Source organism: Streptomyces sp. NPDC088553, from assembly GCF_044752965.1.
Lineage (GTDB): Bacteria > Actinomycetota > Actinomycetes > Streptomycetales > Streptomycetaceae > Streptomyces.
The window spans coordinates 59,943-83,028 of record NZ_JBIVMG010000017.1 but is presented as its reverse complement, the minus strand read 5'-3'; the positions used below and the strand labels follow the sequence as shown (position 1 = coordinate 83,028).

The window sequence follows — 23,086 nt, the reverse complement described above, 5'->3', positions numbered from 1 at the left end:
GTGACGAGTCGGTCGCGGGGCGCCCGGACCGGAGCACGGAACGGCGAGGCGGCACGCGCCCGTCTCCTCCCGCCGGGGCGGGCGCACCTGGGTGATCATGCCGGCCATTGCACCCACCACCGCGACCCACGGGCAAGCGATTATGTGACCACCGAAAGGACGGGGAAGGCGAGGTCCCGCCAGATCAGGCCTCCTCCGGGTAGGCGGTGACGACGGGGTGGGCGTCGAAGACCCGGACGAGCCGTTGCCCGGTGTCGTACGCGGGCCGGCCGAGATCGCCGTGGGCGGCGAAGGACGTCCAGGCGGCGCGCATCAGAGCGGACAGGGTCTCGGCCTCCGGGGACGGCTCCTCACCGATCAGCACGGCGGGCTGCCCAGGGTCCAGATGGGCCGCCGGTAGGCTCACCGATCATGACTGTCGCTCGTTCCGTCGCCCTGTTCGTGGTGGCCGCCCTCTTCGAGATCGGCGGCGCGTGGCTCGTCTGGCAGGGCATCCGCGAGCACAAGGGCTGGGTCTGGATCGGCGCCGGGGTGATCGCCCTCGGCCTGTACGGGGTGGTGGCCACGCTCCAGGCCGACGGCGACTTCGGTCGCATCCTCGCCGCGTACGGCGGGATCTTCGTGGCCGGGTCGATCGCCTGGGGCATGGTCGCCGACGGCTACCGCCCCGACCGTTACGACGTCACCGGCGCGCTGGTCTGCCTCGCGGGCATGGCCGTCATCATGTACGTGCCGCGCGGCGACTGACCGCCCGCAGCAGGACCGGCGGTCCGCGCGCGCAGCGGCGCGCGGTACGCCCGGACCACGGTTTCCGTGCCGCCTCCCGGGCGGACGGGCACGTGCGACGGCCCGGCCGGGCCGTGTTCCCCGGGCTCGGGATCGTCGTCGTACCGGAACAGACACACGCGCCCCGGCACGGCACGCGGCCGTCACAGCGGGACGATCGTCGCCTCCGTCGCCTTGACGCTGGTCCAGACGGGCACCCCGTCGGCGAGGCCGAGTTCGGCGGCCGACTGCGGGGTGATCTCGGCGACGAGGTCGGGGGCCCGGTCGGAGGTGATCAGGACCCGGAGCCGGCTCCCGCTCGCCGTGATCTCACGTACGGTGCCGGGCCAGACGTTACGGGGGCTGCCCTCCGGCTTCTCGCGGTGGACGGACACCGCCTCGGGCGCGACGATCGCGAGCGCGGCGGTGCCGGGCGGCGGCGGGTCGGTCGCGACCAGGGCGCCGCCGCCGTCCAGCGCGAGGCCCTCCGGGGTCGCCGTGCCGGGCCAGGCGTTACGGCCGAGCATGCGGGCGACCCAGGGGGAGCGGGGATGCCGGGTGACCTCGACGGGGGCCCCGTCCTGGAGGGCCCGGCCCTCGTCGAGGACCAGCACCCGGTCGGCGAGCGACACCGCTTCGACCGGGTCGTGGGTGACGATCAGACAGACGCCGCCGAAGCCGGCGAGGTGGGTCCGCAGGGTGTGGCGTACATGCGCGCGGGTGGTCTGGTCGAGCGCGGCGAGCGGCTCGTCGAGGACGAGGAGCCGCGGCCGGGCGGCCAGCGCCCGGGCCAGGGCGACGCGCTGGGCCTGCCCGCCGGAGAGCTGGGTCGGCCGGCGGTGGGCGAGCGGGCCGACCCCGAGCCGGTCGAGCCAGGTCAGGGCCTCGCGCCGGGCCTCGGCACGCCCGACGCCCTGGGCACGGAGCCCGTACGCCGTGTTGGCGAGGGCGCTCATGTGCGGGAACAGCGCGCCGTCCTGCGGGACCCAGGCGACATGCCGTCGGTGCGGGGGCAGCGCCGTGACGTCCTCGTCGCCGAGCCGCAGGCCGGCGTGGGCGCGCGGGGTGAGGCCGAGCAGGGCGCGGAGCAGGGTGGTCTTCCCGGCGCCGTTGGGGCCGACAACGGCGATGGTGGTGCCGGGGTCGGCGTCCAGGGTGAGCCGGGTGAAGCCGGTGACCTCCGCGTGCAGCGCCCAGCGCTCGGCGTCCTTCGCCGTGGCGGGCGCGGGAGGAGCCTGCGGGACCGGCGCCGGCTCCTCGGGCCCGGCCTCCGGGGCGGGGCGGGGACGGCGTTCCGGGGGCGTTCCCGTCCAGCGGCCGCGCAGGGCGATCAGTACGCCCATGGCGATGGCGAGGAGCAGGAGCGAGACGGAGGTGGCGGCCTCGGGCTCGTCCTGGAGCAGGAGGTAGACCTGGAGCGGCAGCGTCTGCGTGGTTCCCGGCAGGTTCCCGGCGAAGGTGATCGTGGCGCCGAACTCGCCCAGTGCCCGCGCCCAGGTGAGGGCCGCGCCCGCGATCAGGCCGGGCGCGACCATCGGCAGCGTGACGGTGAAGAAGACCCGTACCGGCGAGGCGCCGAGCGAGGCCGCCGTCTCCTCGTACCGCGGCCGCAGCCCGCCGAGCGCGCCCTCCAGGCTGATGACCAGGAACGGCATCGCGACGAACGTGGCCGCGATCACCGCCCCCGCCGTGTGGAACGGGAAGGTGATGCCGAAGGTGCTCTCGAACCAGGGGCCGAGGAGCCCGCGTCGGCCGAAGGCGAGCAGCAGCGCCACACCGCCGACCGTCGGCGGCAGCACCATCGGCAGCAGGACGAGGGAGCGGACGAGCGCCTTGCCGGGGAACGGCACACGGGCCAGCAGCCAGGCGAGCGGCACACCGAGCAGCAGGGAGAGCCCCAGCGCCCAGAACGACACGACGAGGGAGAGCTTCAGCGCCTCGACCGTGCCGGGTGACCGCAGGTGGTCGGCGAGTTCGCCCCACTCCGTCCGGACGAGGATGCCGAGCAGCGGCAGGGTCAGGAAGGCCACCGCCAGGAGCGCGGGCAGCGCGAGAGCCAGGGGCGGCCGGGTGCCGGCCGTGCGTACGCCTGCTCGTTTCATCGTCGACCCCGAAGACATGGAGGAGGAGGGCTGTCCGTTCCCCCGGGACGGACGGCCCTCACGATCTGGTGATCCCGGACGGTCACGGCTTCTGGAAGCCGGCGTCCTGGAGGATCTTCTGGCCCTCGTGCGAGGAGAGCCAGGCGACGAACGCGGCGGCCGCCTCGGCGTTCTCGGAGTCCTTGATCGTGGCGGCCGGGTACTTCGCGATGGCGTTCTGGTCGTCCGGGATCTCGACGGCGTCGACCTTGTCCGCGGCGCTCGCGGCGTCCGTCTTGTAGACGAGGCCGGCGTCGGCCTCGCCGAGCTCGACCTTGCTGAGGACGGCGCGCACGTTGGGCTCCTGGGAGACCGGCTTCACCGTGACCTTCTGGGCGTCCAGGATCTGCTTGCTGTACTTGCCGGCCGGTACCTCGGGCGCGGCGAGGACGACCTTCAGCTTGGTGTCGGCCAGGTCCTTCAGGTCGTCGACCTTGTAGGGGTTGCCCTCGCCGGTGGCGATGACGAGCCGGTTCTTCGCGATGATCGCCGGGGTGCCCGTGTCGGCCTCCACCTTGTCCATGCTCTTGGTGTCGGCGGTGACCAGGACGTCGGCGGGCGAGCCCTGCGAGACCTGCGCGACGAGCTCCTGCGAGCCGGCGAAGGAGAAGGTGAGCTTCGTGCCCGGGTGGGACTTCTCGTACGCGGCACCGGCGGTCTTGAAGACGTCGGTGAGCGAGGCGGCGGCGAGGACGGTGAGGTTCGCCGCGGGCGCGCCGCTCGCGGAGCCGGAGGGGCCGGGGGCGGCCTTACCGGTGTCGTCGCTGTTCCCGCAGGCCGCGAGCGGCACGAGCAGGGCGGCGGTGAGCACGGCGGCGGCGGTGCGACGTCTGGCGGGGGTGAGCGTGAGAGACATGAGGGTCTGGACTCCTTGATGCGAACGGAAGGGGCGCTGGGAGGCGGCCGCGCCGACGGCCGAGAAGCTCGGTACTGCGTGAGGTGTGGTCAGGTGCGGTCGATGTGCCCGCTGGTCGACTTCACGCGGGCGGTGGCCTGCAGGCCGACTTCCAGTCCCAGTTCCTCCACGGCCTTCCCGTCGATGACGCGCCGACCGCTCTCGTCGCGGTGGGTCGCAACCCTGCCCGCGTCCGCCCGGCGCCGCGCCGTGTCCGGGCTGACGCCCGGCAGGCGAGCGGCCTGCCCGATCGTGTAGGACTGCATATGCGACACCGTAGGCCGTGTCTGATCTCATCTGCAACAACGTCGTGGGACTCTCCATCGCGAATGAGAGGGGGGTTGGAGGAAGTGACGACAGATCCCGCCGTGCCGCGACGTGTCACGGGTCGGTACGGGGATCTCACGCCTCGGACCCTGCCCGGAGGTCGAGGGCGAGCCGGACGCGGTCGCGGGTCACCGGCAGCTCGGTGAAGCGGATGCCGGTGGCGTCCCGCAGGGCGTTGGCGAACGCGGGTTCGACCGGGTCGAACGGGCTCTCGCTCATGGACTTCGCCCCGAGCGGGCCGATCGCGTCGGACGTCTCCGTGAAGTGCACCTCGGTGCGTGGGACGTCCGCGTACTGGGGAAGCCGGTGGCGGCGGAACGCGGGCGTGGTGACCTCGCCGCGCTCGTCGAGCCGCACGGTCTCGAAGAGGGTCGCGACCGGCGCACCTCGACGTCGAAGGGGTGGCGGGCGGTGCCGGTCACGACCTGCGGTCCGACCGGGGCGGCGACGTTGCGGCCCACCGCCTGTCCGCACAGGGCCGTTCGGTGTACCGCGCGCCCCGGACGGCGTCCTCGACCGCCCGGTGGCCGGTGCATCGGCAGATGTTGCCCTTGAGGCGCGGGGGAGATCGTAGAGCTTGCCGTCGTGGTGAGCGGATTCCCGCTCGGCTTCCAGGGCGGCGGCCGTCATCAGGAAGCCGGCGGTGCAGAGCCGCACCGGTACCGCTGCGCGTCGAGGAACCTCTGCTGTACGGGGTGGAGTTCGCCGTCCCGGGAGGCGAGCCCCTCCACCGTGGTGACGGACCGGCCCTCGACGCGCACGGCGGGGTAGAGGCAGCTGTGCACGGGTGCCCCGTCGACATGGACCGCGCAGGCCCCGCACATCCACGTCAGCACGGTCCACTACCGCGTCGAACGCGTCGAGACCCTCACCGGCAGGGACCTGTCCCGCCTCGACGACCGGGTGGACCTGAGCGCCGCACTCCTCTGCCGCTGGTCGCGGCCGGTCACGGCAGGTCGATGTGCACGCTGGTCGACTTCACCCGCGCCGTCACCGTGACCCCGACGTCGAGCCCCAGCTCCTCGACGGCCTCCCGGGTCACCAGCGACACCAGCCGGTGCGGCCCGGACTGCACCTCCACCTGCGCGGCCACGTCGTCGATCCGCACCCCGGTGACGATCCCCGCGAAGGAGTTCCGCACCGAGGTCGACATCTCGTCCTCGGGGACGGCGCGCGGCCCGGCCCTCCGCTCCTGCGCGAACCGCGCGAGCCCCACCCCGTCGATCACCCGGTTGCCCGAGCCGTCCCGGTCCATGCGCAGACGCCCGCCGTCCGCCCACCGGCGAACGGTCTCCGAACTCACTCCGAGCAGCCGAGCGGCCTGCCCAATGCTGTACGACGGCACACCCGCACTCTAGGTCACACCGGCGCCTCCGCTTCCCGAGCGCCGCCTACAGCCAGTCCTTCTTCTTGAAGACCACGTACAGGCTCACGCACACCACCGCCATCAGCACCACGGCGAACGGATACCCGCCCGCCCAGTGCAGCTCCGGCATGTGGTCGAAGTTCATGCCGTAGATCGTGCCGACCAGGGTGGGGGCGAAGAGGATGGCCGCCCAGGCGGAGATCTTCTTGATCTCCTCGTTCTGTTCGAAGCCCGCCTCCGCCAACGCTCGCATCTCCGCGTTCTGTTGCTGGGTGACCAGGGTCGCGTTGACCGTGAGGATGTCCGCGAGTGCCTGGCGGAAGCCGTCGACGCGCTCGCTGGTGTGGGTGACGTGGTCCGCCACGTCGCGGAGGTAGCGCTGGAGTTCCTCGTCCGTGCCGTACTTGGCGAAGCCGGCCATCAGGCCGTGCAGCATGCCGACCAGGGGGCGGGTGGCGCGCTGGAACTCGACCATTTCCCGGGAGAGTTCGTAGATGCGGCGGGAGACCGCCGGGTCGCCGCCGAAGACCTCCGTCTCGATCTCGTCGATGTCGTTCTGGACGCCCGCCACCACCGGCGCGTAGCCGTCGACCACCGCGTCGAGGATCGCGTACAGGACCGCCTCCGGGCCCAGGGCGAGCAGCTCCGGGTCCTTCTCCATGCGGCGGCGGACCGTGGAGAGGTCCGGTGCGGCGCCGTGGCGGACCGTGATCAGGAAGTCCGGGCCCACGAAGATGTGGAGCTCGCCGAACTCGACCTCCTCCTGCGCGTCCAGATAGCGGGCCGCCCGGAGGACCACGAAGAGCGTTTCGCCGTACCGCTCCAGCTTGGGGCGTTGATGCGCCTCCATCGCGTCCTCGACGGCCAGTTCATGGAGGTCGAACTCGGCCGCCAGGGAGTGGAGTTCCTCCTCGGTCGGGCGCTGGAGACCGATCCACGCCATGCCGTCCGGGTGCTCGCGCAGCTGCCGGAAGGTCTCCGCGAGCGTCGACGGGGACGAGACGCGCCGGCCGTCCCGGTACAGGCTCGCCTGCACCACGCTCCGCCGTTCCTCCGGCGCCTCCGGAGCGGCGGTCGCGGGCGGCTCCGCCGGGGAGCGGCGCCATGCCGGACGTGGGCGACGGTCGGACATCTCGTGCACCTCCTGAGTCTCCGGGAAGGATATATGGGGTTGGTTTCAGGTGAATGGTGAGGATTGGGGTCGGCGCCTGCCCCCTGCGGTCCGCACCCGTGCCTGCTGCCGGGGGCCTGTCCCCCGCGGCCTGCTGCCGGTGGCCTGCCCCCCGCGGCCTGCCCCCGGCGGCCCGTCCCGGCTTCGTGACCCCTCGCCTTCCCCTCGATCCCGCCTTGCGGACCGTATCTGTCCGCAAGTCCGAGTAGCGTGCCCGTATGGCCCTCAAGACGACCCACCCCGTGCTCGGTGCCCGCGCCCTGAACCGTGCCACCCTCGACCGCCAGCTGCTCCTCCGCCCCGCCTCCCTGGGCGTCACGGAGGCCGTCGAGCACCTTCTCGGCCTGCAGGCGCAGAACACCAAGCCCCCGTACTACGCGCTCGCCGCCCGCCTCGAAGGGTTCCGGCCCGAGCAGCTGTCGGCGCTCATGGAGTCCCGTGACCTCGCCCGAATCGTCACCATGCGCTCCACCGTGCACACCCACACCGCCCGTGACGCGGTCGCCCTGCGCGGGCTCACCCAGGGCGGGGCCATCGACCGCGAGCTCGCCATCTTCGTCTCCCGCGGGGGCCTCGACGGCGTCGACCTCGACCGGCTCGCCGACCTCGCCCGAGCGCTCGTCGCCGAGCGGCCCCGCACCCCCAAGGAGCTGCGCGAGGAACTGCTTCCCCAGTGGCCCGACGCGGACCCGCAGTCGCTCTCCGTCGCCGCCCGCTGTCTCCTTCCCCTGGTCCAGGTCACCCCGCGCGGTCTCTGGGGGCGCGGCGGCCAGGTCGCGCTCACCACGACCGACCAGTGGTTCGACGATCCTGCCGACGGCGCCGCCGATCTCGACGAGACCGTGCTCCGTTATCTCGGCGCCTTCGGACCCGCCTCCGTCAAGGACATGCAGACCTGGTGCGGCCTCACCAAGCTCGGCCCCGCCTTCGAGCGGCTGCGTCCCCGGCTCCTCGTCTTCCAGGACGAGCGTGGCACCGAACTCTTCGACCTGCCCGACGCGCCCCGCCCCGACGAGGACACCCCGGCCCCGCCGCGCTTCCTCCCCGAGTTCGACAACCTGCTGCTGTCGCACGCCGACCGCAGCCGTGTCGTGCCCCGCGAGCTCAAGGGCCGTACCTGGACCGGCAACCAGGCCCACCGCGTCTTCCTCCTCGACGGCTTCCTCGCCGGGCTCTGGCGCCTCGACGAGGGCAAGGACCGCACCACCCTCACCGTCGAGCCGTTCGCACGAGTGACGCGTGGGGAGCGCATCGCCCTCACTTCAGAGGCGGAGCGGACCCTCCGGCTCATGTCGCCGCCCGGCACTCCCTACGACATCGTGCTCGCGGAGAGTTGACGAGTCGTGAGGAGAAGGCTCGGCGGCGCGCGAAGCGCGTTGAGGGAATCCTCGCGACGCCACAGGCTGTTCGCACGTGCGTTCTGCGAATGCCTGTAGGCATGGGGGGATGTCGTTCATGGCTGTGACGGTGCCGGACTGGGCGGACACGCTGCTGGATCTGGTGGGAACCGGCGGGACGCGCTCGACCGCGCATTCCAGCAGCACCAACACCGGCGACTCCGCGATGTCCACCCACCCGGCGCCGCAGCAGATCCTGGACCGCGTGAAGAACGACATGACGGCGGAGAACGAGCGGCTGGGCAGCGGCCACGGGAAATGCGCGGAAGTCTCCCTCATTTCGGACCGGTTGCACCACTTGGATCCGAACGGAACCGGTATCGTGACGGCCGAGGACGTACGGAAGGCCATGGAAGGGTCCCGCGTCTATTCGGTCCGGATCGGCGACATGCGCCCCGCGGACGACCAGTTGCTGCACGGCGAGTACAAACCGCCCTGCCGGTCCTGTGAGAAAATGCTGCCCCTCGCCGGCGTCATCGCGTACCACTGAGAGGGAGCCTGCACATGCCGAGAATGACGACGGAGGAAGTCGAGGCGGTCCTCGCCGAGGTCGGCTGGACACGCGGGCGGGACGTCGGTGCGCAGCTGCCCGAACTCCTCGGTGTCGTCACGGAACGCTTCGCCGAGGAAGGACACCCCGTCGAGGCCTTCCGGGCCGCCCAGGACTTCGTCCGGGAATTCGGCGGAATCCGCCTGGTGATTCCGGGAACGCCGCCCGACGCCGTCGCATTCACTCCGCACTGGATCTACGAGGAGAGTGCCGAGGACGTCGCCGAACTCGCTGCGAACGTGGGGAAGAAGCTCTTTCCCGTCGGCTACGAGTCTTTCGACGGCTCCATGGTCCTCATCGACGAGACCGGGCGTTTCTTTCTCATGCACCACACCGGTCCCTATTTCCTGGGGGCGAACACGTACGAGGCCATCAGCTGTCTGCTGCGCGGCCCCCAGCAGGAAGCGCGGGACTACTTTGTCTGACACCGTTCCGGGAACCGCCGCCTCGCTCCTCGTCCAGGGGACGATCACCAGCCAGACCAATCTGACCGGTGACGGCGAACCCCGACTCCACCCCGCCGTACGGGAGTTCTTCGACGGGCTCGCGCCGAGCCTGCGCGAGCCGTTCCTCGGGTACTGCGCTGAGTCCGCGCTCGTCTCGGACCGGCTGTACGCCGTCGACGCCCAGCGCCCGGACGGCGGGGTCACGAGCCTTGCCGAGGCGCCCGCGCACTTCGCGGGCGCGGCCCTCGTCGCCCGCAAGGTGCGCCCCCACGGGGACCCCGAGCACGGCACGCCCGCCCCTCTCTGCCGGTCCTGCGCGGCCCTGGCCGAGACGCTGGGCATCACGGTCCTCCAGGACGCCTGACCGGGGCGACGATGACGACCGAGCAGAGCGCGGCCGATCAGCCGTCGACCGAGCGGACCATGGCTGTTCAGCCGTCGAAGGCCACCGCCGCCGGGCAGATCGCGGCCGGACAGAACACCTCCGAGCGGGGTGCGGCCGGTTCCGCGTCGGCCGAGGGACCGCCGGCCGGGCCCGCGCCCGCGTCCACCGGGCCCACACCGGCCCGGCTTCTGGAGGGGCAGGACGACGACCCCCCTGGTCCTGGCCGGCTGGTACCCCGGGCGGGACGCCGGTGACGCCGCCATGCTCTCCGTCCTCAAGACGGCGGGCATGGGCCCCTGGCCCCTGTTCCCCGCCGCCGAGCGCGCCGTCCGGGAGTTCCACGGTCTCCGTCCGCGGACGGCGGCCCGCGGGGGCCGCGAGGTCGCGGCGACCGGCTGCGTCGTCGACCCCCAGGAGGCGCGGTACGGCGGCCCGCCCCTGCGCGGGCTCGCCGACCGGTTGGGCTCCCGCCTCTTCCCGCTCGGCCGCACGGCCGCGGACGCGCCGATGGCCGTGGACGAGGAGGGCCGGCTGTTCTCCCTCGGGGCCGGAGGCACCTGGCTGCACGGCGAGACCGTGCGCGAGGGGCTCCTCGCCCTCACCGAGGGGCTGCGGCCCGTACGGCTGCGGGGACGGGAGTGGCAGTGGCTCCTGCGGACCGAACCGGCCGACCTGGCGGCCGGCGTCCGGGCGGCGCTGGTCGCCGTCTACGTCCTGCACACCCACGGGGTGTTCGACGCCCGGACCCTCCGCCTGCGGGCCACCACGCTCCGCGGAAGCGGCGTGACCGTCCTGGAGCAGGACTTTCGTCTGCGCCCGGGATCCCTGGAGGACAACGCGCCCTCCCTCGTCGCGGCGATGGAGGCGGAGCTGTCCGGACCGGCGCAGACCTCCGCTTCCTGCGAGCTGCTCCTTGTCGGTGCCCGCACCGCGGGGCACGGCGGCCCCGCTGGCGGACCTCGCGTGCGCCGTCGCGCTCGGCGGCCCCGTGGGCTTCGCCCTGACCCTGGCCGCCGGCCCGGGAGCCTCGGTCGGCTGCCCGGCGACCGCCCTGGAGCCTGCGTCACGGCCTTCGACACCTGGTCCGCCACGCTCTGAGCGCGCGGATCCCGTCGGCCCCGGCCCAGGCCCCCGGGGCCGGTCCCCGCGTCACGGCAGCGCCCCCGACCTCCGTGCCGCCACCACCGCCTCCAGGCGGGTGTGCGCGCCCAGTTTGCGCATCGCCGAGCGCAGATAGCCCTTGACCGTCTCCGGGCGCAGGCCCAGGCGGGTCGCCGCCGTCGCGTTCGTCGCGCCCGAGGCCACCGCCGCGAGGACGTCCGTCTCCCGGGGGGTCAGCGCCACCCCCGGGAGGTCGCGGGGCGCTCCCGAGGCCGTCTCCAGGCGGCCGCAGACCGCGAGCAGGCGTTCCCGCAGCTCCGGGTCCGGGACCCGCGGGGCCAGCTCACGCAGCTCCCCGTACGCCTGGCGGACCTCCTCCCAGGAGGGCCCCGGGGCCGGCGGGGTGTCGAGGCGGCCGACCTCGTCCCGTACGGCCAGTGCCTGCTCGACGTCACGGGCCGCCGCGACGGCCGCGTCGAAGACCCGCTCGCCGATCGGCAGGGCGTCGCGCAGTGCCCCGTACAGGACACCGCGCACCTTGCGGCGTACGACGACGGGCACCGCGATCACCGAGCGCAGCCCCTCCGCCGCGACCGGGCCGTCGTACTCGTGGGTGATGTGCCGGGCCGAGGGGTAGTCGGTGACCGCGCACGGCCGCGACAGGGCCAGGCACTTGCCGCCGAGGCCCGAGCCGGTCGAGATCGTCAGGCCGTGCAGCGCGGGCGTCACCGCCCCGCAGGTCTCGCCGATCCGCATCGCCCGCCCGTCCTGGAGCAGCCCGCCGAAGACCACGGGCAGCCCGCTGCCCCGGCGCAGCCGCAGCAGCGCCGCGCGCAGCTCGGTCGTTTCCCTCTGCTCGGGCACGGGACCACTCCTTCACCCCCGAACGGGGGTAGTGAGACCTGGGTCACTGATTACACGATGTCCGGGACCGGTCCCGCAACGAGGAGGACGTATGACGGCACAGAGCGCGACCAGTGCGACGGAGAGGTTCCGGGCGGCCCGGGACTTCCTGCTCCAGCACCGCGAGGACTACGAGACGGCCTACGAGGGATTTGCCTGGCCCCGGTCCGACCGGTTCAACTGGGCGCTCGAATGGTTCGACGTCATCGCCGAGGGCAACGCCCGGACCGCGCTCCACCTCGTCGAGGAGGACGGCTCCGAGACGAAGGTGTCCTTCGCCGAGATGTCCGCGCGCTCCAACCGCGTCGCGAACTGGCTGCGCACCCAGGGCGTCCGCGCCGGCGACCGGATCATCGTGATGCTGGGCAACCAGGTCGAGCTGTGGGAGACCGTGCTCGCCGCCATGAAGCTGCGCGCCGTCGTCATCCCCGCCACCCCGCTCCTCGGCCCCGCCGACCTCCGCGACCGCGTCGACCGGGGCCGCGCCCGGCACGTCGTCGTACGCGCCGAGGACACCGCCAAGTTCGACGACGTCCCGGGGGAGTACACCCGGATCGCGGTCGGCGGCGACGGGGTGAACTGGCTGGGGTACGAGCACGCCGCCCGCGCGTCCGAGGTGTTCGAGCCCGAGGGCGTCACCCGCGCCGACGACACCCTCATGCTGTACTTCACCTCCGGTACGACCGCCCGCCCCAAGCTGGTCGAGCACACCCACACCTCGTACCCGGTCGGACACCTCTCGACGATGTACTGGATCGGCCTCAAGCCCGGCGACGTGCACCTCAACATCTCCTCGCCGGGCTGGGCCAAGCACGCCTGGTCCAACCTCTTCGCCCCGTGGAACGCCGAGGCGACCGTCTTCATCCACAACTACACGCGCTTCGACCCGGAGCGGCTGATGAACGAGATGGAGCGCAACGGCGTCACCAGCTTCTGCGCCCCGCCGACCGTGTGGCGGATGCTGATCCAGTCCGACCTCGGCCGGCTGAAGACCCCGCCGCGTGAGGTCGTCGCCGCCGGCGAACCCCTGAACCCCGAGGTCATCGAGTCGGTGCGGCGCGCCTGGGGCGTCACCATCCGCGACGGCTTCGGCCAGACCGAGACCGCCGTCCAGGTGTCCAACAGCCCGGGCCAGCGGCTCAAGGAGGGCTCCATGGGGCGCCCGAGCCCCGGCTTCCGGGTCACCCTCGTCGACCCGGTGAGCGGGCGGGCGGACGTGGCGGAGGGCGAGATCTGTCTCGACCTGTCCACCAACCCGGTGGGCCTGATGACCGGTTACCACGGCGACCCGGAGCGTACGGCGGAGGCAATGGCCGACGGCTACTACCGCACCGGCGACATCGGCTCCAGGGACGCCGAGGGGTACATCACCTACATCGGCCGCGCCGACGACGTCTTCAAGGCCTCCGACTACAAGATCAGCCCCTTCGAGCTGGAGAGCGCGCTCCTGGAGCACGAGGCCGTCGCCGAGGCAGCCGTCGTCCCCGCCCCGGATCCGCTGCGGCTCGCCGTCCCCAAGGCGTACGTCGTCCTCGCGGCCGGCTGGGAGCCCGACGCGGAGACCGCGAAGGCCCTCTTCGCCCACTCGCGCGCGGTCCTCGCCCCGTACAAGCGGGTCCGGCGCATCGAGTTCGCCGAGCTGCCCAAGACCGTCTCCGGCAAGATCCGGCGGGTGGAACTGCGCCGGCTGACCGCCGAGGGCGGCGGCACGGAATTCGTGGAAGGGGACCTCGCATGACCACGTCCGGAACCGTCGGGCCCACCGAACTCTCCTACGCCCACGGGGTGTCGGAGACGCCGCTCCTCGGCGAAACCATCGGCGCCAACCTGGACCGGGCCGTCGCCGCCTGGCCGGACCGGGAGGCACTCGTCGACGTGCCCACCGGACGCCGCTGGACCTACGCGCAATTCGGCGCCGACGTCGACCGGTTGGCCGGCTCGCTGCTCGGCAGCGGGGTGCGGAAGGGGGACCGGGTCGGCATCTGGGCGGTCAACTGCGCCGAGTGGGTCCTCGTGCAGTACGCCACCGCCCGGATCGGCGCGGTCATGGTCACCATCAACCCCGCCTACCGTCCCCACGAGTTGGCGTACGTCCTGAACCAGGCCGGGGTCAGCCTGCTCTTCGCCTCGCTCGCGCACAAGACGAGCGACTACCGGGCGATGGTCGAGCAAGTGCGCTCCGAATGCCCGCAGTTCCGCGAGGCGGTCTACTTCGGCGACCCGGGCTGGGACGCGTTCCTCGCCCGTACGCCGGGAGAGCTGCGCCCCGAGCCGCTCTCCTGCGACGAGCCCGTCAACATCCAGTACACCTCGGGGACCACGGGCTTCCCGAAGGGGGCCACGCTCTCCCACCACAACATCCTCAACAACGGCTACTTCGTGGGCGAGATGATCGCCTACTCCGAGCAGGACCGCGTCTGCGTCCCGGTGCCCTTCTATCACTGCTTCGGCATGGTCATGGCCAACCTGGCCGCCACCTCGCACGGCGCCTGCATGGTGATCCCCGCGCCCTCCTTCGACCCGGCCGCGACCCTCCGGGCCGTCCAGGAGGAGCGCTGCACCTCGCTCTACGGGGTGCCCACCATGTTCATCGCCGAGCTGAACCTCCCCGACTTCGCCGACTACGACCTGTCGAGCCTGCGGACCGGCATCATGGCCGGCTCGCCGTGCCCGGTGGAGGTGATGAAACGGGTCGTCGCCGAGATGAACATGGCGGAGGTGTCGATCTGCTACGGCATGACCGAGACCTCACCGGTCTCCACCCAGACCCGCCGCGACGACGACCTGGAGCGCCGCACGGGCACGGTCGGCCGGGTCATGCCGCACGTTGAGGTGAAGGTCGTCGACCCGGTGACCGGCCTCACCGTCGAGCGCGGCACCGCGGGCGAACTGTGCACCCGCGGCTACAGCGTGATGCTCGGCTACTGGGACGAGCCGGAGAAGACCGCCGAGGTGATCGACTCCGGCCGCTGGATGCACACCGGCGACCTGGCGGTGATCCGCGAGGACGGCTACGTCCAGATCGTCGGCCGCATCAAGGACATGATCATCCGGGGCGGCGAGAACGTGTACCCGCGCGAGATCGAGGAGTTCCTCTACGGGTACGCGAAGATCGCCGACGTCCAGGTCGTCGGCGTGCCCGACGAGCGCTACGGCGAGGAGATCCTCGCGTGCGTCATCCCCCGCGACCCGGCCGACCCGCCCACCCTGGAGGACGTCACCGCCTTCTGCCGCGACCGGCTCGCCCACTACAAGATCCCGCGCCGGGTGGAGATCCTCACCGAGTTCCCGATGACGGTGAGCGGAAAGGTACGGAAGGTGGAACTGCGGCAGCGGTACGCGGAGCCGGGCGGCACGGCCCAGGACCTCGCGGAGCGGCCGGGCGACGCGCCCCGAACCTCCTAGCCCCCCTGTCGGGCCTCCCGGGCCTGTCGCGCCTCCGGCACGCGCCGGTCCGCCGGGGCGGGCCGGACCTCCCGGCGCATGCACACCCGGGGCCAGACCGAGAGGCCGTGGGCCGCCTCCGCGCGGCTGATGGCGCGCAGGCCCTCCGTGAGCGCCGGGTCGGAGTCGGTGAGCGGACGGAAGCCGAGCCGCGCGTAGTACGGCGCGTTCCACGGCACCTCGGTGAACGTCGTCAGGGTCAGCGCCGCCAGGCCCTGCTCCCCGGCGGCCGCCGCCAGATGCTCGATCAAGGCCCGGCCGACGCCCCGGCGTGCGGCGTCCGGATGCACCGACACCTGCTCGATGTGGGCCGAGCCGTCGATCGTGTCGGTCAGCAGATACGCGACCGGACGGTCGGCGGCGTCCACCGCCACCCATGCCCGGCCCGCGCGGCGATAGGACTCCAGGACGTCCAGGGGCAGCGGGTCGTCGTCGGCGATCGCCGCCATGCCGAGAGTGCGGAACGGCTCGCCCGCCGCCCGTTCGATGTCCTGGAGCAGCGGGAGTTCGGCCGGAGCGGCCGCTCTGATGCGCATACGACAGTATGGCTCGGCCTCACCCCGCGCCGTCGCCCGGAATCGGTCCTCGTGCCTGCGGCGGCCGGTTCCGGTCCACCTCGGCGGGCCGGTCGAGCAGCCCGCCGTCCCGCGAGAAATGGGGCAGGAACAACGCGAGCGCCGGATCGCCGTACAGCGCCACGTACAGCTGGACGAGCCACCCGTCCGTCACCTCCCGCCGATGCGCCGGCAGCGGGTACCGCTCCCGCAGTCCGGCGAGGAGCCGCCGCGCCGCCCGGGTCGCCGGCGGCAGCCGCAGCAGCACCACCGCCGCGAGCAGGACGGGTGCGGCCCCGGCGCCCAGCGCCCCGGCCAGACCGGTGCCGGTCGCCCCCGTCGCGTACGCCCCCGCCGCCACCGTCAGCGGTACGCAGCCGAGCAGCGCCCTGGCCGCCCACAGCCGCGCCGGCGGCTGCAGCAGCCCCGCCCCGCGCAGCTCGCGGCGCAGCGCGTCCACCGCCCGCCGCGCCTCGGGGCGCAGCGCCAGATCACGCAGGGCGAACGCCCTGTGGAGCGCCCCGTGCACCCCCAGCTGGACGGGGTCCCGGGTGCGGCCGGGGCCGCCGTTGGCCCGAATCGTATGTTTGCGGCCCGCCGCGACCGCCCCGCGCTGGTGCAGCGCCACCAGCGCCACGGTGACGGCCGCCCGCCGCCCGCCCCGGAGCAGCGCCAGGGCCTGCGGCGGCGGCACGCCGTCCGGACGCGGCCCTTCGCTTTCCTTGCTGCGGCTTCGCAACAACACGACGGCGAGCAGTAGTTGACCGCAGGCCGCTCCTATGAACCACCACATCGCCGTCGGCATGACGCCCACCCCCGAGGGTGTTGTGCCCGGGGGAGCGTGATCGTCACGCGTGAATGGCCGGTTTCGGATGCCGAGGTGTTGTGGGCGCGGCGTCAGCGGGGCCGACGCCCGTGGAAGGCACCCGGACGGCGGCCTCGGACGGCACCCTCAGGCGGCGCCCGAGGCCAGGTCGTCGGCGGCGCCGTTCACCGGCTGCGGGGTGCCGGTCAGGTCGAGCACGAAGAGCGGAAGGCCGACCTCGGCGGCCCGCGAACGGGCCTCCGAGGTGTAGCCGGCGAGCGAGAAGAACACGCTCACGGAGGAGGCGCTCAGTCCGTTCAGCCAGAGGCACTCGACGGCCCGGAGCCCGGTGGGCCGGGTGCTCGGGTCGACCTGCGCGACGAGCCCCGGCGCCCGCAGGTCCACCCCGGACGCGGGGCGCTCCTCGGGCTGGACCACGTCCCGGAACCCCAGCCAGCGCAGATACCCGGCGGCCGCGGCGACCGCGTCCCGCGCGGTCCGGATCGTCAGCGGCCGGAAGTCTCCGCGCACCGGCGCCGGACGCGGGGCGGTGGGCGGCAGGGGTATGTGGGAGGGGTAGCGCTCGGCGAAGGTACGGGGGCCGCCCGGACTCGGCGGGTTCGCGGGGTGACGGTGGGAAGCGGGACCTGGTACGGCGTCGGAGTCCGGACCGGGACCGGGTACGGCTCCGGGGGCCGTACTCGCGGGGCCGGGGCCGGCTGCCGCGGCGCCGGGACCCGTACCGAACCACGCCGAGCCGGGTTCGACGGGCTGGGGGTGCTCCGTACCGGGGGAGGCGTCCGCCCCGGGCGACGGGGGCTCGCCCGCAGCGATCGGCTGGGACGGGTCGAACGGGTCGAACGGACCGGGCGGGTCGAACGGACCGGGCGGACCGATCCGTCCCGAGGGGCTGGACGGCCCGGACGGATCGATCGGATCGGACGGGCCGGACCAGGACGAGGGCGGCGAGGGCGGCGAGGGCGAAACCCGGCCGTCGTCGATCGCTCCCGGCCCGGCAGAGCCCGTACCCGTGTCCCTGCCGGTACCCGTACCCGGACGCGTACCCGAACCCCTGCCCGATCGGTCGGCACCCGCTTCCGGCCACGCTCCGGCGGCGCCTCCGGAGCCCTCCGCCGGCCCGCCGGCCGTCGGGGTCGCCGACTCCACCGCCCGCACCGGTATCCGCAGGACCGTCCCGCACGCGCAGCCCGTCTCCGGGTGCGGCCAGTCGTCCTCGCGGCCGCAGGCTCCGCAGCGGACGGTGACCCACTCGTCCGTCCAGTTCCGGTGCGTGATGGGTTCCGCCGTCGCGCCCGCCGTCACGGGGGGCGCCACCGGGCTTCCGCACGCGCAGGGGAAGACGGGTGCCGCGTACGCCTGCGTGCGCAGGCATTCCGGGCAGCGCACCGGTACCGACTCACCCACAACCAACCCCCTGTCGTTCCGCCCCATCGTCCACCCATCGGACGCCTCGGGGGGAGGTGTTCGGCCACTTCCGTGATCCCGCCGGTCGGACTTCTCTTGACGGCTCTCCGGAGCCCGACCTACATTGCTTCCGTATAGCAGAACAGTATTTCCGCATTACGGAAACAAGCCGCTCCGGGCTCCCGAGCCGACCGGTGGGCTTGGATCCGCCCGGCCGAAGCAGGAGCACTCCCATGCCTCGTATGACCGCCGCCGCAGCGGCCGTTGAGATCCTCAAGCGCGAAGGCGTCACCACCGCGTTCGGCGTGCCCGGCGCGGCGATCAACCCCTTCTACCGCGAGCTCAAGAACGTCGGCGGCATCGGCCACACGCTGGCCCGCCACGTCGAGGGCGCGTCCCACATGGCCGAGGGCTACACCCGTGCCAAGGCCGGCAACATCGGTGTCTGCATCGGTACCTCCGGCCCGGCCGGCACCGACATGATCACCGGCCTGTACTCGGCGATCGCCGACTCGATCCCGATCCTGTGCATCACCGGCCAGGCCCCGGTCTCGAAGCTCCACAAGGAGGACTTCCAGGCCGTCGACATCGCCGCCATCGCCAAGCCGGTGACCAAGGCCGCGACGACCGTCCTGGAGGCCGCGCAGGTCCCCGGCGTCTTCCAGCAGGCCTTCCACCTGATGCGCTCCGGCCGTCCCGGCCCGGTCCTCATCGACCTGCCGATCGACGTCCAGCTGACCGAGATCGAGTTCGACCCGGAGACGTACGAGCCGCTGCCGGTCTACAAGCCGGCCGCGACCCGCGCCCAGGCCGAGAAGGCGCTGAACCTCCTCCTGGAGTCCGAGCGCCCGCTGATCGTCGCCGGCGGCGGCATCATCAACGCCGACGCCTCCGACCTGCTCGTCGAGTTCGCCGAGCTGACCAACATCCCGGTCATCTCCACCCTGATGGGCTGGGGCACCATCCCGGACGACCACGAGCTGGCCGCCGGCATGGTCGGCGTCCAGACCGCGCACCGCTACGGCAACGCGACCTTCCTGGAGTCGGACTTCGTCCTCGGCATCGGCAACCGCTGGGCCAACCGCCACACCGGCTACAACATGGACGCCTACACCAAGGGCCGGAAGTTCGTCCACGTCGACATCGAGCCCACCCAGATCGGCAAGATCTTCGCCCCGGACTTCGGCATCGCCTCCGACGCCAAGGCCGCGCTGGAGCTCTTCGTCGAGATCGCCAAGGAGCTCAAGGCCGCGGGCAAGCTGCCGGACTTCTCCGCCTGGGCCGCCTCGGCGCAGGAGCGCAAGGCGACCCTCCAGCGCCGTACGCACTTCGACAACATCCCCCTGAAGCCGCAGCGCGTCTACGAGGAGATGAACAAGGCCTTCGGCCCGGAGACCCGCTACGTCACCACCATCGGTCTCTCCCAGATCGCCGCGGCCCAGTTCCTGCACGTCTACAAGCCGCGCAACTGGATCAACTGCGGCCAGGCCGGCCCGCTCGGCTGGACCATCCCGGCCGCCATCGGTGCCGCCACCGCGGACCCTGAGACCCCGATCGTCGCGCTCTCCGGCGACTACGACTTCCAGTTCATGATCGAGGAGCTGGCGGTCGCCGCCCAGCACAAGGTCCCCTACGTCCATGTCCTGGTGAACAACGCCTACCTGGGCCTGATCCGCCAGGCGCAGGGCAACCTGGGCATCAACTTCGAGGTCAACCTCGAGTTCGAGAACATCAACACCCCGGAGATCGGCGTCTACGGCGTCGACCACGTCAAGGTCGCCGAGGGCCTGGGCGTCAAGGCGATCCGCGTCACCGACCCCGACAAGCTGGGCGAGGCGTTCGAGGAGGCCAAGAAGCTGGCCGTCGAGCACCAGGTCCCCGTCGTCGTCGAGGCCATCCTGGAGCGCATCACCAACATCGCGATGAGCAAGACGGTCGACATGAGCGATGTCACCGAGTTCGAGGAGCTGGCCACCGAGCCCGGCCACGCGCCGACCGCGATCAAGGCCCTCAAGGTCTGATCGTCCCCCTCGTCAGAGGGAGACCCCCGCCCCGAGGAGCACCGGGGCGGGGGTCTCCCTGTGCCGCCACCAGCACCGCGCCCGCCTCCGTCCACTCGTACAGCACCGACCGGCCCGCTCGTCCCCGCCGTACGAGTCCGGCGTCGAGCAGCACCTTCAGATGCCGCCCCACCGAGCCGAGTCCCTGCCCGGTGAGCGCCACCAACTGGCTGGTGGAAGCGGGGGATTCGAGCCGTACGAGGACCCCGGCGCGGGCCGTGCCGAGCAGGGCCCCGAGTGCCTGGGGTGCGACGGGGCCCACGCGGTCCGCCAGGACGCCCGCGCACGGGTAGACCACCGCGAACCGTTCCGTGCCCTCCCAGGAGACCCAGCCCGTGTCCGGGGTCACCGGGACGAACAGCAGTCGACCGCCGTCGACCGAACGCGGCGGGTACGCGCGGGGGTTGACCTGGAGCCGTCCGTCGCCCAGCCAGCGCATCTTTCCCGGGCACAGCTCGTCGAGCGCCGCCGCCCAGCCGTCCCGGGCCAGCCGGGCCGTCCGCGCCACCACATCGGCCTCCAGGATCCGGCGGCGGCGCGGCCAGTCGGGCAGCACCGTCTCCCGCCACACCCACTCCAGGACCGCCGCCATCCGCCGCGGCAGGTCCGTCTCCGACCGTAGCGGCTCCGGTACGGGGCCGCCGACCGCGACCTCCAACTGCGGTACCGCGTCGGCGGGTTCTGCCTCGCGGACCGCCGTGACCTCCTCCTCGAAGGACCGCTCGCGGTCGCCCGTCGGCGTGGGCGTCAGGAAGTCGGCGTTCCAGGTGGGGCCGATGGCCGCCCGTACGAGCAGCGCGTCGAGCGGCTCGGCGGCGAGCCGCGCCCGGTACGCGGGCAGATGGGCGGCCAGCCAGGCGCGCTCGCCCGGGTGGGCGCCGGACCCGTGGCCGCGGGCAGCCGAGTGCAGGGTCTTGAGGGCCGCGATCGTCTCGGCGAGCGGGGAGACGACGAACCTGCTCCCGGCGAGGGAGTCCGTACCGATCTGCCACCAGCCCATGCCGCCCGCCCCCGTCGTTTCGCCGCTCCGCGAAACACTATCGAGGCCGCGGCCCGCGCCCGAGACTCCCCGCATGCCCCGCTACCGCGACCTCTTCCGCACCCCCGAGTTCACCCCGCTCTTCCTCACCGGAGCCGTCCACACCGCCGCGCAGACGGTCGTCGGGCTCGGGCTCGCCACGCTCGTGTTCCGCGCGACCGGTTCCCCGCTCCTCTCCGCGCTCGCCCTCTTCGGGCCCTCGCTCGCCCAGCTGATCGGCGCGACCACCCTGCTCTCGGCCGCCGACCGGCTGCCGCCGCGGGCCGCGATCTCCGGGATCGCGCTCTTCTTCGCCCTGGGCACCGCCGTCCTGGCGGTTCCCGGGCTGCCGGCCTGGGCGGTCTTCGCCGTCCTGCTCGCCGAGGGGCTCGCCGCCTCGCTCGGCGGCGGCGTGCGCCACGGCCTCCTCAACGAGATCCTCGCCCGCGAGGACTACCTCCTCGGCCGCTCGGTGACGAACATGGCCGTCGGCGTCTGCCAGATCGGCGGCTTCGCGACCGGTGGCCTCCTGATCGCCCTGTTCTCGCCGCGGGGCACGGTCCTCGTGGGCGCCGGCCTCTACCTCACCGCCGCGCTCCTCGCCCGCCTCGGCCTCGGGGCCCGCCCGCCGCGCGCCGCCGGCCGGGCCTCGGTCGGCGAGACCTGGCGCACCAACCGGCGGCTGTTGTCCTCGCCCGCGCGCCGCCGCGCCTATCTGGCCCTCTGGATCCCCAACGGGCTGATCGTGGGCTGCGAGTCGCTCTTCGTGCCGTACGACCCCGAGCGCGCCGGGCTCCTCTTCGCCTGCGCGGCGCTCGGGATGCTGGCCGGGGACACCGCCGTCGGCCGTTTCCTGCCGCCCCGGCTGCGCGGGCGGACCCGGTTCCCGCTCCAGGCACTGCTCGCGGCCCCGTTCCTGGTGTTCGCCCTGGACCCGGCCCTACCGCTCGTGCTCCTCGTGGTGACGGTCTCGGCGAGCGGCTACGCGGCGAGCCTCCTGCACCAGGAGCGGCTGATGGCCCTGGTGCCGGAGGAGCTGAGCGGTCACGCCCTCGGCCTGCACAGCGCGGGGATGCTCGCGCTCCAGGGGGTGAGCGCGGCGCTCGCCGGCACCCTCGCCCAGTACACGTCACCGCGCACGGGGATGGTGCTCCTCGCCCTCGCCTCGCTCGCCGTGACGTATGCGCTGGCACGGGCCGAGGGGAGGGCGCAGGGGCCTACTCCGGTGTCGCCGAGCGGATCACGACCGTCTCCTCGCACGGACCGTCGGCGAACAGCTTGAGCGCCTCGACCTCGTCCTTGTCGGCGGACAGGCCCCAGCGCAGCTTGGTGGACACCCACTCGCCGACGTAACGGCAGTACTGGGCGGCGTCCGAGGGCACCCAGCCGGCCGGGTCCCGTCCCGCCTTGTCCTGCAGGCTGCGGGCGGTGACGGCGACGAGCGTCGCGGTGGCGCCCTGGTCGTTCGCGAACCGCTCGCGCCGCGAGGCGGTCCAGCCGGAGGCCCCCGACTCCCAGGCCTCGCTGAGCGGGACGAGGTGGTCGACGCGGAGCGCGGCCGGGGCGGAGACGCTCTGACCGTCGTAGGAGGAGGTCCAGCGGCCCCCGGCCAGCGTGCAGCCGGCACCGGTGGTGGGCGCCTCGACGGCCTCGGCGAGCAGGACCTCGGAGCGGGTGTCGCAGCCGTCCGTCGCGTCGAGGCCGGCGTTCCAGTGGGGGAACGCGCTCGCCCGGTAGCCGCCCGGGTCCTCGGCCGCCTCGGTGAGCTCGGCGAGCGCGTCGGGCAGCATCACGACGTTCGCGGAGAGGGCGGGGGAGGTGACGGCGAGCGGGGACAGGACGAGGGCGAGCGGGGCGAGCCCGCGCAACAGGTTCTTGATCATGTACGAGTGGATAGCGCCGCCGCCCGGGTGCGGGGGACCCGAACCGCGGCGCGCTCCTCCGAGCGGGTGCGGATCTTCACCGCGGAAACGATGCGTTGACGGGCGTCCACATACAAGAAGAGCGCGGAACCAGGGACCGTAAACCTGGTTCCGCGCTCTCCGGCTTGTGACCGCCCGACGGCACGAGGCTGGCGCGACAGGACGTTCGCGCCGCCGGGCGGAGTCTTGGGTTGTGCCGTGCCTCTCAGGGAGAGGGCGTTGGGACCGCGGCGGTGCCGACGGGCGACCGGTGCTCCCCTTCTTTCAGGTCAAGAAGGGGGATCGGCGCCCTTACCACCGCACTGGCTCGACGCCGCCGCGGTCCTCACGCTTGTCCGGATCGCCGGCCACCCCTCATCCGGGTCGGCGATCCGGACCACGTACGGCGCTGACCTCCCGTCAGGTGCCGTA

General features: G+C 73.0%; 25 protein-coding genes and 1 pseudogene. 12 read left to right on the top strand and 14 right to left on the bottom strand.

All coding sequences use genetic code 11. The features are described from left to right. Positions 1 to 184: 184 nt before the first annotated feature. On the bottom strand, positions 185 to 406 hold the full coding sequence (locus tag ACIP8Z_RS37045) for a hypothetical protein (RefSeq protein WP_402091311.1): 222 nt from the start codon (positions 404 to 406) through the stop codon (positions 185 to 187). A 5-nt stretch (positions 407 to 411) separates the two neighbouring features. Between ACIP8Z_RS37045 and ACIP8Z_RS37040 the strand changes: the two genes are divergently transcribed. Next, positions 412 to 747, top strand: coding sequence for a YnfA family protein (locus ACIP8Z_RS37040; RefSeq protein ID WP_402091308.1), 336 nt, complete (start codon positions 412 to 414; stop codon positions 745 to 747). Positions 748 to 929: 182 nt separating this feature from the next. Here ACIP8Z_RS37040 and ACIP8Z_RS37035 read toward each other — a convergent pair whose 3' ends face one another. The 5 genes and pseudogenes from ACIP8Z_RS37035 to ACIP8Z_RS37015 all read right to left on the bottom strand — a co-directional run. Next, positions 930 to 2,867: an ABC transporter permease gene (locus tag ACIP8Z_RS37035; RefSeq protein WP_402091305.1), complete on the bottom strand. Its 1,938-nt coding sequence runs from the start codon at positions 2,865 to 2,867 to the stop codon at positions 930 to 932. 82 nt (positions 2,868 to 2,949) lie between these two features. Further along, complete coding sequence (gene modA / locus ACIP8Z_RS37030; protein WP_402091302.1) at positions 2,950 to 3,762, bottom strand: molybdate ABC transporter substrate-binding protein; 813 nt, start codon at positions 3,760 to 3,762, stop codon at positions 2,950 to 2,952. Between the two features lie 89 nt (positions 3,763 to 3,851). After that, positions 3,852 to 4,067 (bottom strand): MerR family DNA-binding transcriptional regulator, encoded by a 216-nt coding sequence (locus ACIP8Z_RS37025; RefSeq protein WP_402091300.1) that lies wholly within the window; start codon positions 4,065 to 4,067, stop codon positions 3,852 to 3,854. Positions 4,068 to 4,203: 136 nt separating this feature from the next. Further along, positions 4,204 to 4,485, bottom strand: coding sequence for a hypothetical protein (locus tag ACIP8Z_RS37020; protein ID WP_402091406.1), 282 nt, complete (start codon positions 4,483 to 4,485; stop codon positions 4,204 to 4,206). A gap of 26 nt (positions 4,486 to 4,511) precedes the next feature. Next, positions 4,512 to 4,949, bottom strand: a pseudogene (locus tag ACIP8Z_RS37015) ((2Fe-2S)-binding protein); the annotation flags it as partial. On the opposite strand from ACIP8Z_RS37015, the gene ACIP8Z_RS37010 reads away from it, so the two are divergent. Next, positions 4,906 to 5,127 carry a helix-turn-helix domain-containing protein gene (locus ACIP8Z_RS37010; protein ID WP_402091394.1) on the top strand — a complete coding sequence of 74 codons (222 nt, stop codon included), beginning with the start codon at positions 4,906 to 4,908 and terminating at the stop codon, positions 5,125 to 5,127. The pseudogene ACIP8Z_RS37015 and the gene ACIP8Z_RS37010 sit on opposite strands and share 44 nt — an antisense overlap. On the opposite strand, the gene ACIP8Z_RS37005 is transcribed toward ACIP8Z_RS37010, so the two are convergent. Together ACIP8Z_RS37005 and ACIP8Z_RS37000 are read right to left on the bottom strand one after the other, a co-directional pair. Beyond that, positions 5,075 to 5,473, bottom strand: a complete 399-nt coding sequence (locus ACIP8Z_RS37005; protein ID WP_402091298.1) for a molybdopterin-binding protein — start codon at positions 5,471 to 5,473, stop codon at positions 5,075 to 5,077. The genes ACIP8Z_RS37010 and ACIP8Z_RS37005 overlap by 53 nt on opposite strands. Positions 5,474 to 5,519: 46 nt before the next feature. Then, positions 5,520 to 6,626 (bottom strand): magnesium and cobalt transport protein CorA, encoded by a 1,107-nt coding sequence (locus ACIP8Z_RS37000; RefSeq protein ID WP_402091296.1) that lies wholly within the window; start codon positions 6,624 to 6,626, stop codon positions 5,520 to 5,522. A 257-nt stretch (positions 6,627 to 6,883) separates the two neighbouring features. On the opposite strand from ACIP8Z_RS37000, the gene ACIP8Z_RS36995 reads away from it, so the two are divergent. The 6 genes from ACIP8Z_RS36995 to ACIP8Z_RS36970 all read left to right on the top strand — a co-directional run bounded on the left by ACIP8Z_RS36995 (position 6,884) and on the right by ACIP8Z_RS36970 (position 10,541). Continuing rightward, entirely contained in the window at positions 6,884 to 8,002 is a 1,119-nt protein-coding gene (locus ACIP8Z_RS36995; protein ID WP_402091293.1) for a winged helix DNA-binding domain-containing protein, read from the top strand. Between the two features lie 118 nt (positions 8,003 to 8,120). Further along, positions 8,121 to 8,552: a YwqJ-related putative deaminase gene (locus tag ACIP8Z_RS36990; RefSeq protein WP_402091291.1), complete on the top strand. Its 432-nt coding sequence runs from the start codon at positions 8,121 to 8,123 to the stop codon at positions 8,550 to 8,552. Between the two features lie 14 nt (positions 8,553 to 8,566). After that, positions 8,567 to 9,037, top strand: a complete 471-nt coding sequence (locus ACIP8Z_RS36985; RefSeq protein WP_402091289.1) for an SUKH-3 domain-containing protein — start codon at positions 8,567 to 8,569, stop codon at positions 9,035 to 9,037. After that, entirely contained in the window at positions 9,030 to 9,422 is a 393-nt protein-coding gene (locus ACIP8Z_RS36980; RefSeq protein WP_318212844.1) for a YwqJ-related putative deaminase, read from the top strand. The genes ACIP8Z_RS36985 and ACIP8Z_RS36980 overlap by 8 nt, the downstream gene beginning before the upstream one ends. Before the next feature lie 11 nt (positions 9,423 to 9,433). Beyond that, the gene (locus ACIP8Z_RS36975; RefSeq protein WP_402091404.1) at positions 9,434 to 9,697 is read left to right on the top strand and encodes a hypothetical protein; all 264 of its coding nucleotides are present in this window, start codon (positions 9,434 to 9,436) and stop codon (positions 9,695 to 9,697) included. Next, on the top strand, positions 9,657 to 10,541 hold the full coding sequence (locus ACIP8Z_RS36970) for an SUKH-3 domain-containing protein (protein WP_402091392.1): 885 nt from the start codon (positions 9,657 to 9,659) through the stop codon (positions 10,539 to 10,541). Before ACIP8Z_RS36975 ends, ACIP8Z_RS36970 begins: the two co-directional genes overlap by 41 nt. Positions 10,542 to 10,592: 51 nt before the next feature. On the opposite strand, the gene ACIP8Z_RS36965 is transcribed toward ACIP8Z_RS36970, so the two are convergent. Next, a complete protein-coding gene (locus ACIP8Z_RS36965; protein WP_402091286.1) occupies positions 10,593 to 11,408 on the bottom strand; it encodes a response regulator transcription factor in 816 nt (271 codons plus the stop codon). A gap of 91 nt (positions 11,409 to 11,499) precedes the next feature. Between ACIP8Z_RS36965 and ACIP8Z_RS36960 the strand changes: the two genes are divergently transcribed. After that, positions 11,500 to 13,185, top strand: coding sequence for an AMP-binding protein (locus ACIP8Z_RS36960; protein WP_402091283.1), 1,686 nt, complete (start codon positions 11,500 to 11,502; stop codon positions 13,183 to 13,185). Beyond that, positions 13,182 to 14,852, top strand: a complete 1,671-nt coding sequence (locus ACIP8Z_RS36955) for an AMP-binding protein (RefSeq protein WP_402091280.1) — start codon at positions 13,182 to 13,184, stop codon at positions 14,850 to 14,852. Before ACIP8Z_RS36960 ends, ACIP8Z_RS36955 begins: the two co-directional genes overlap by 4 nt. On the opposite strand, the gene ACIP8Z_RS36950 is transcribed toward ACIP8Z_RS36955, so the two are convergent. From ACIP8Z_RS36950 to ACIP8Z_RS36940, 3 genes are all read right to left on the bottom strand, one after another. Continuing rightward, positions 14,849 to 15,427 carry a GNAT family N-acetyltransferase gene (locus ACIP8Z_RS36950; protein ID WP_402091278.1) on the bottom strand — a complete coding sequence of 193 codons (579 nt, stop codon included), beginning with the start codon at positions 15,425 to 15,427 and terminating at the stop codon, positions 14,849 to 14,851. The genes ACIP8Z_RS36955 and ACIP8Z_RS36950 overlap by 4 nt on opposite strands. Before the next feature lie 19 nt (positions 15,428 to 15,446). Continuing rightward, positions 15,447 to 16,250, bottom strand: coding sequence for a TIGR04222 domain-containing membrane protein (locus tag ACIP8Z_RS36945; RefSeq protein WP_402091276.1), 804 nt, complete (start codon positions 16,248 to 16,250; stop codon positions 15,447 to 15,449). 147 nt (positions 16,251 to 16,397) lie between these two features. Continuing rightward, on the bottom strand, positions 16,398 to 17,585 hold the full coding sequence (locus ACIP8Z_RS36940) for a hypothetical protein (protein ID WP_402091274.1): 1,188 nt from the start codon (positions 17,583 to 17,585) through the stop codon (positions 16,398 to 16,400). Between the two features lie 332 nt (positions 17,586 to 17,917). Between ACIP8Z_RS36940 and gcl the strand changes: the two genes are divergently transcribed. Next, positions 17,918 to 19,696 carry a glyoxylate carboligase gene (gene gcl, locus ACIP8Z_RS36935; RefSeq protein WP_402091389.1) on the top strand — a complete coding sequence of 593 codons (1,779 nt, stop codon included), beginning with the start codon at positions 17,918 to 17,920 and terminating at the stop codon, positions 19,694 to 19,696. On the opposite strand, the gene ACIP8Z_RS36930 is transcribed toward gcl, so the two are convergent. Further along, positions 19,686 to 20,735, bottom strand: a complete 1,050-nt coding sequence (locus ACIP8Z_RS36930) for an ArsR family transcriptional regulator (protein WP_402091271.1) — start codon at positions 20,733 to 20,735, stop codon at positions 19,686 to 19,688. The genes gcl and ACIP8Z_RS36930 overlap by 11 nt on opposite strands. A 73-nt stretch (positions 20,736 to 20,808) precedes the next feature. Here ACIP8Z_RS36930 and ACIP8Z_RS36925 point away from each other — a divergent pair, with 73 nt between their 5' ends. Next, positions 20,809 to 22,035 carry an MFS transporter gene (locus ACIP8Z_RS36925; protein ID WP_402091269.1) on the top strand — a complete coding sequence of 409 codons (1,227 nt, stop codon included), beginning with the start codon at positions 20,809 to 20,811 and terminating at the stop codon, positions 22,033 to 22,035. Here ACIP8Z_RS36925 and ACIP8Z_RS36920 read toward each other — a convergent pair. After that, on the bottom strand, positions 21,971 to 22,636 hold the full coding sequence (locus ACIP8Z_RS36920; RefSeq protein WP_402091267.1) for an HNH endonuclease: 666 nt from the start codon (positions 22,634 to 22,636) through the stop codon (positions 21,971 to 21,973). The two genes, ACIP8Z_RS36925 and ACIP8Z_RS36920, sit on opposite strands and share 65 nt — an antisense overlap. Positions 22,637 to 23,086 lie beyond the last annotated feature (450 nt).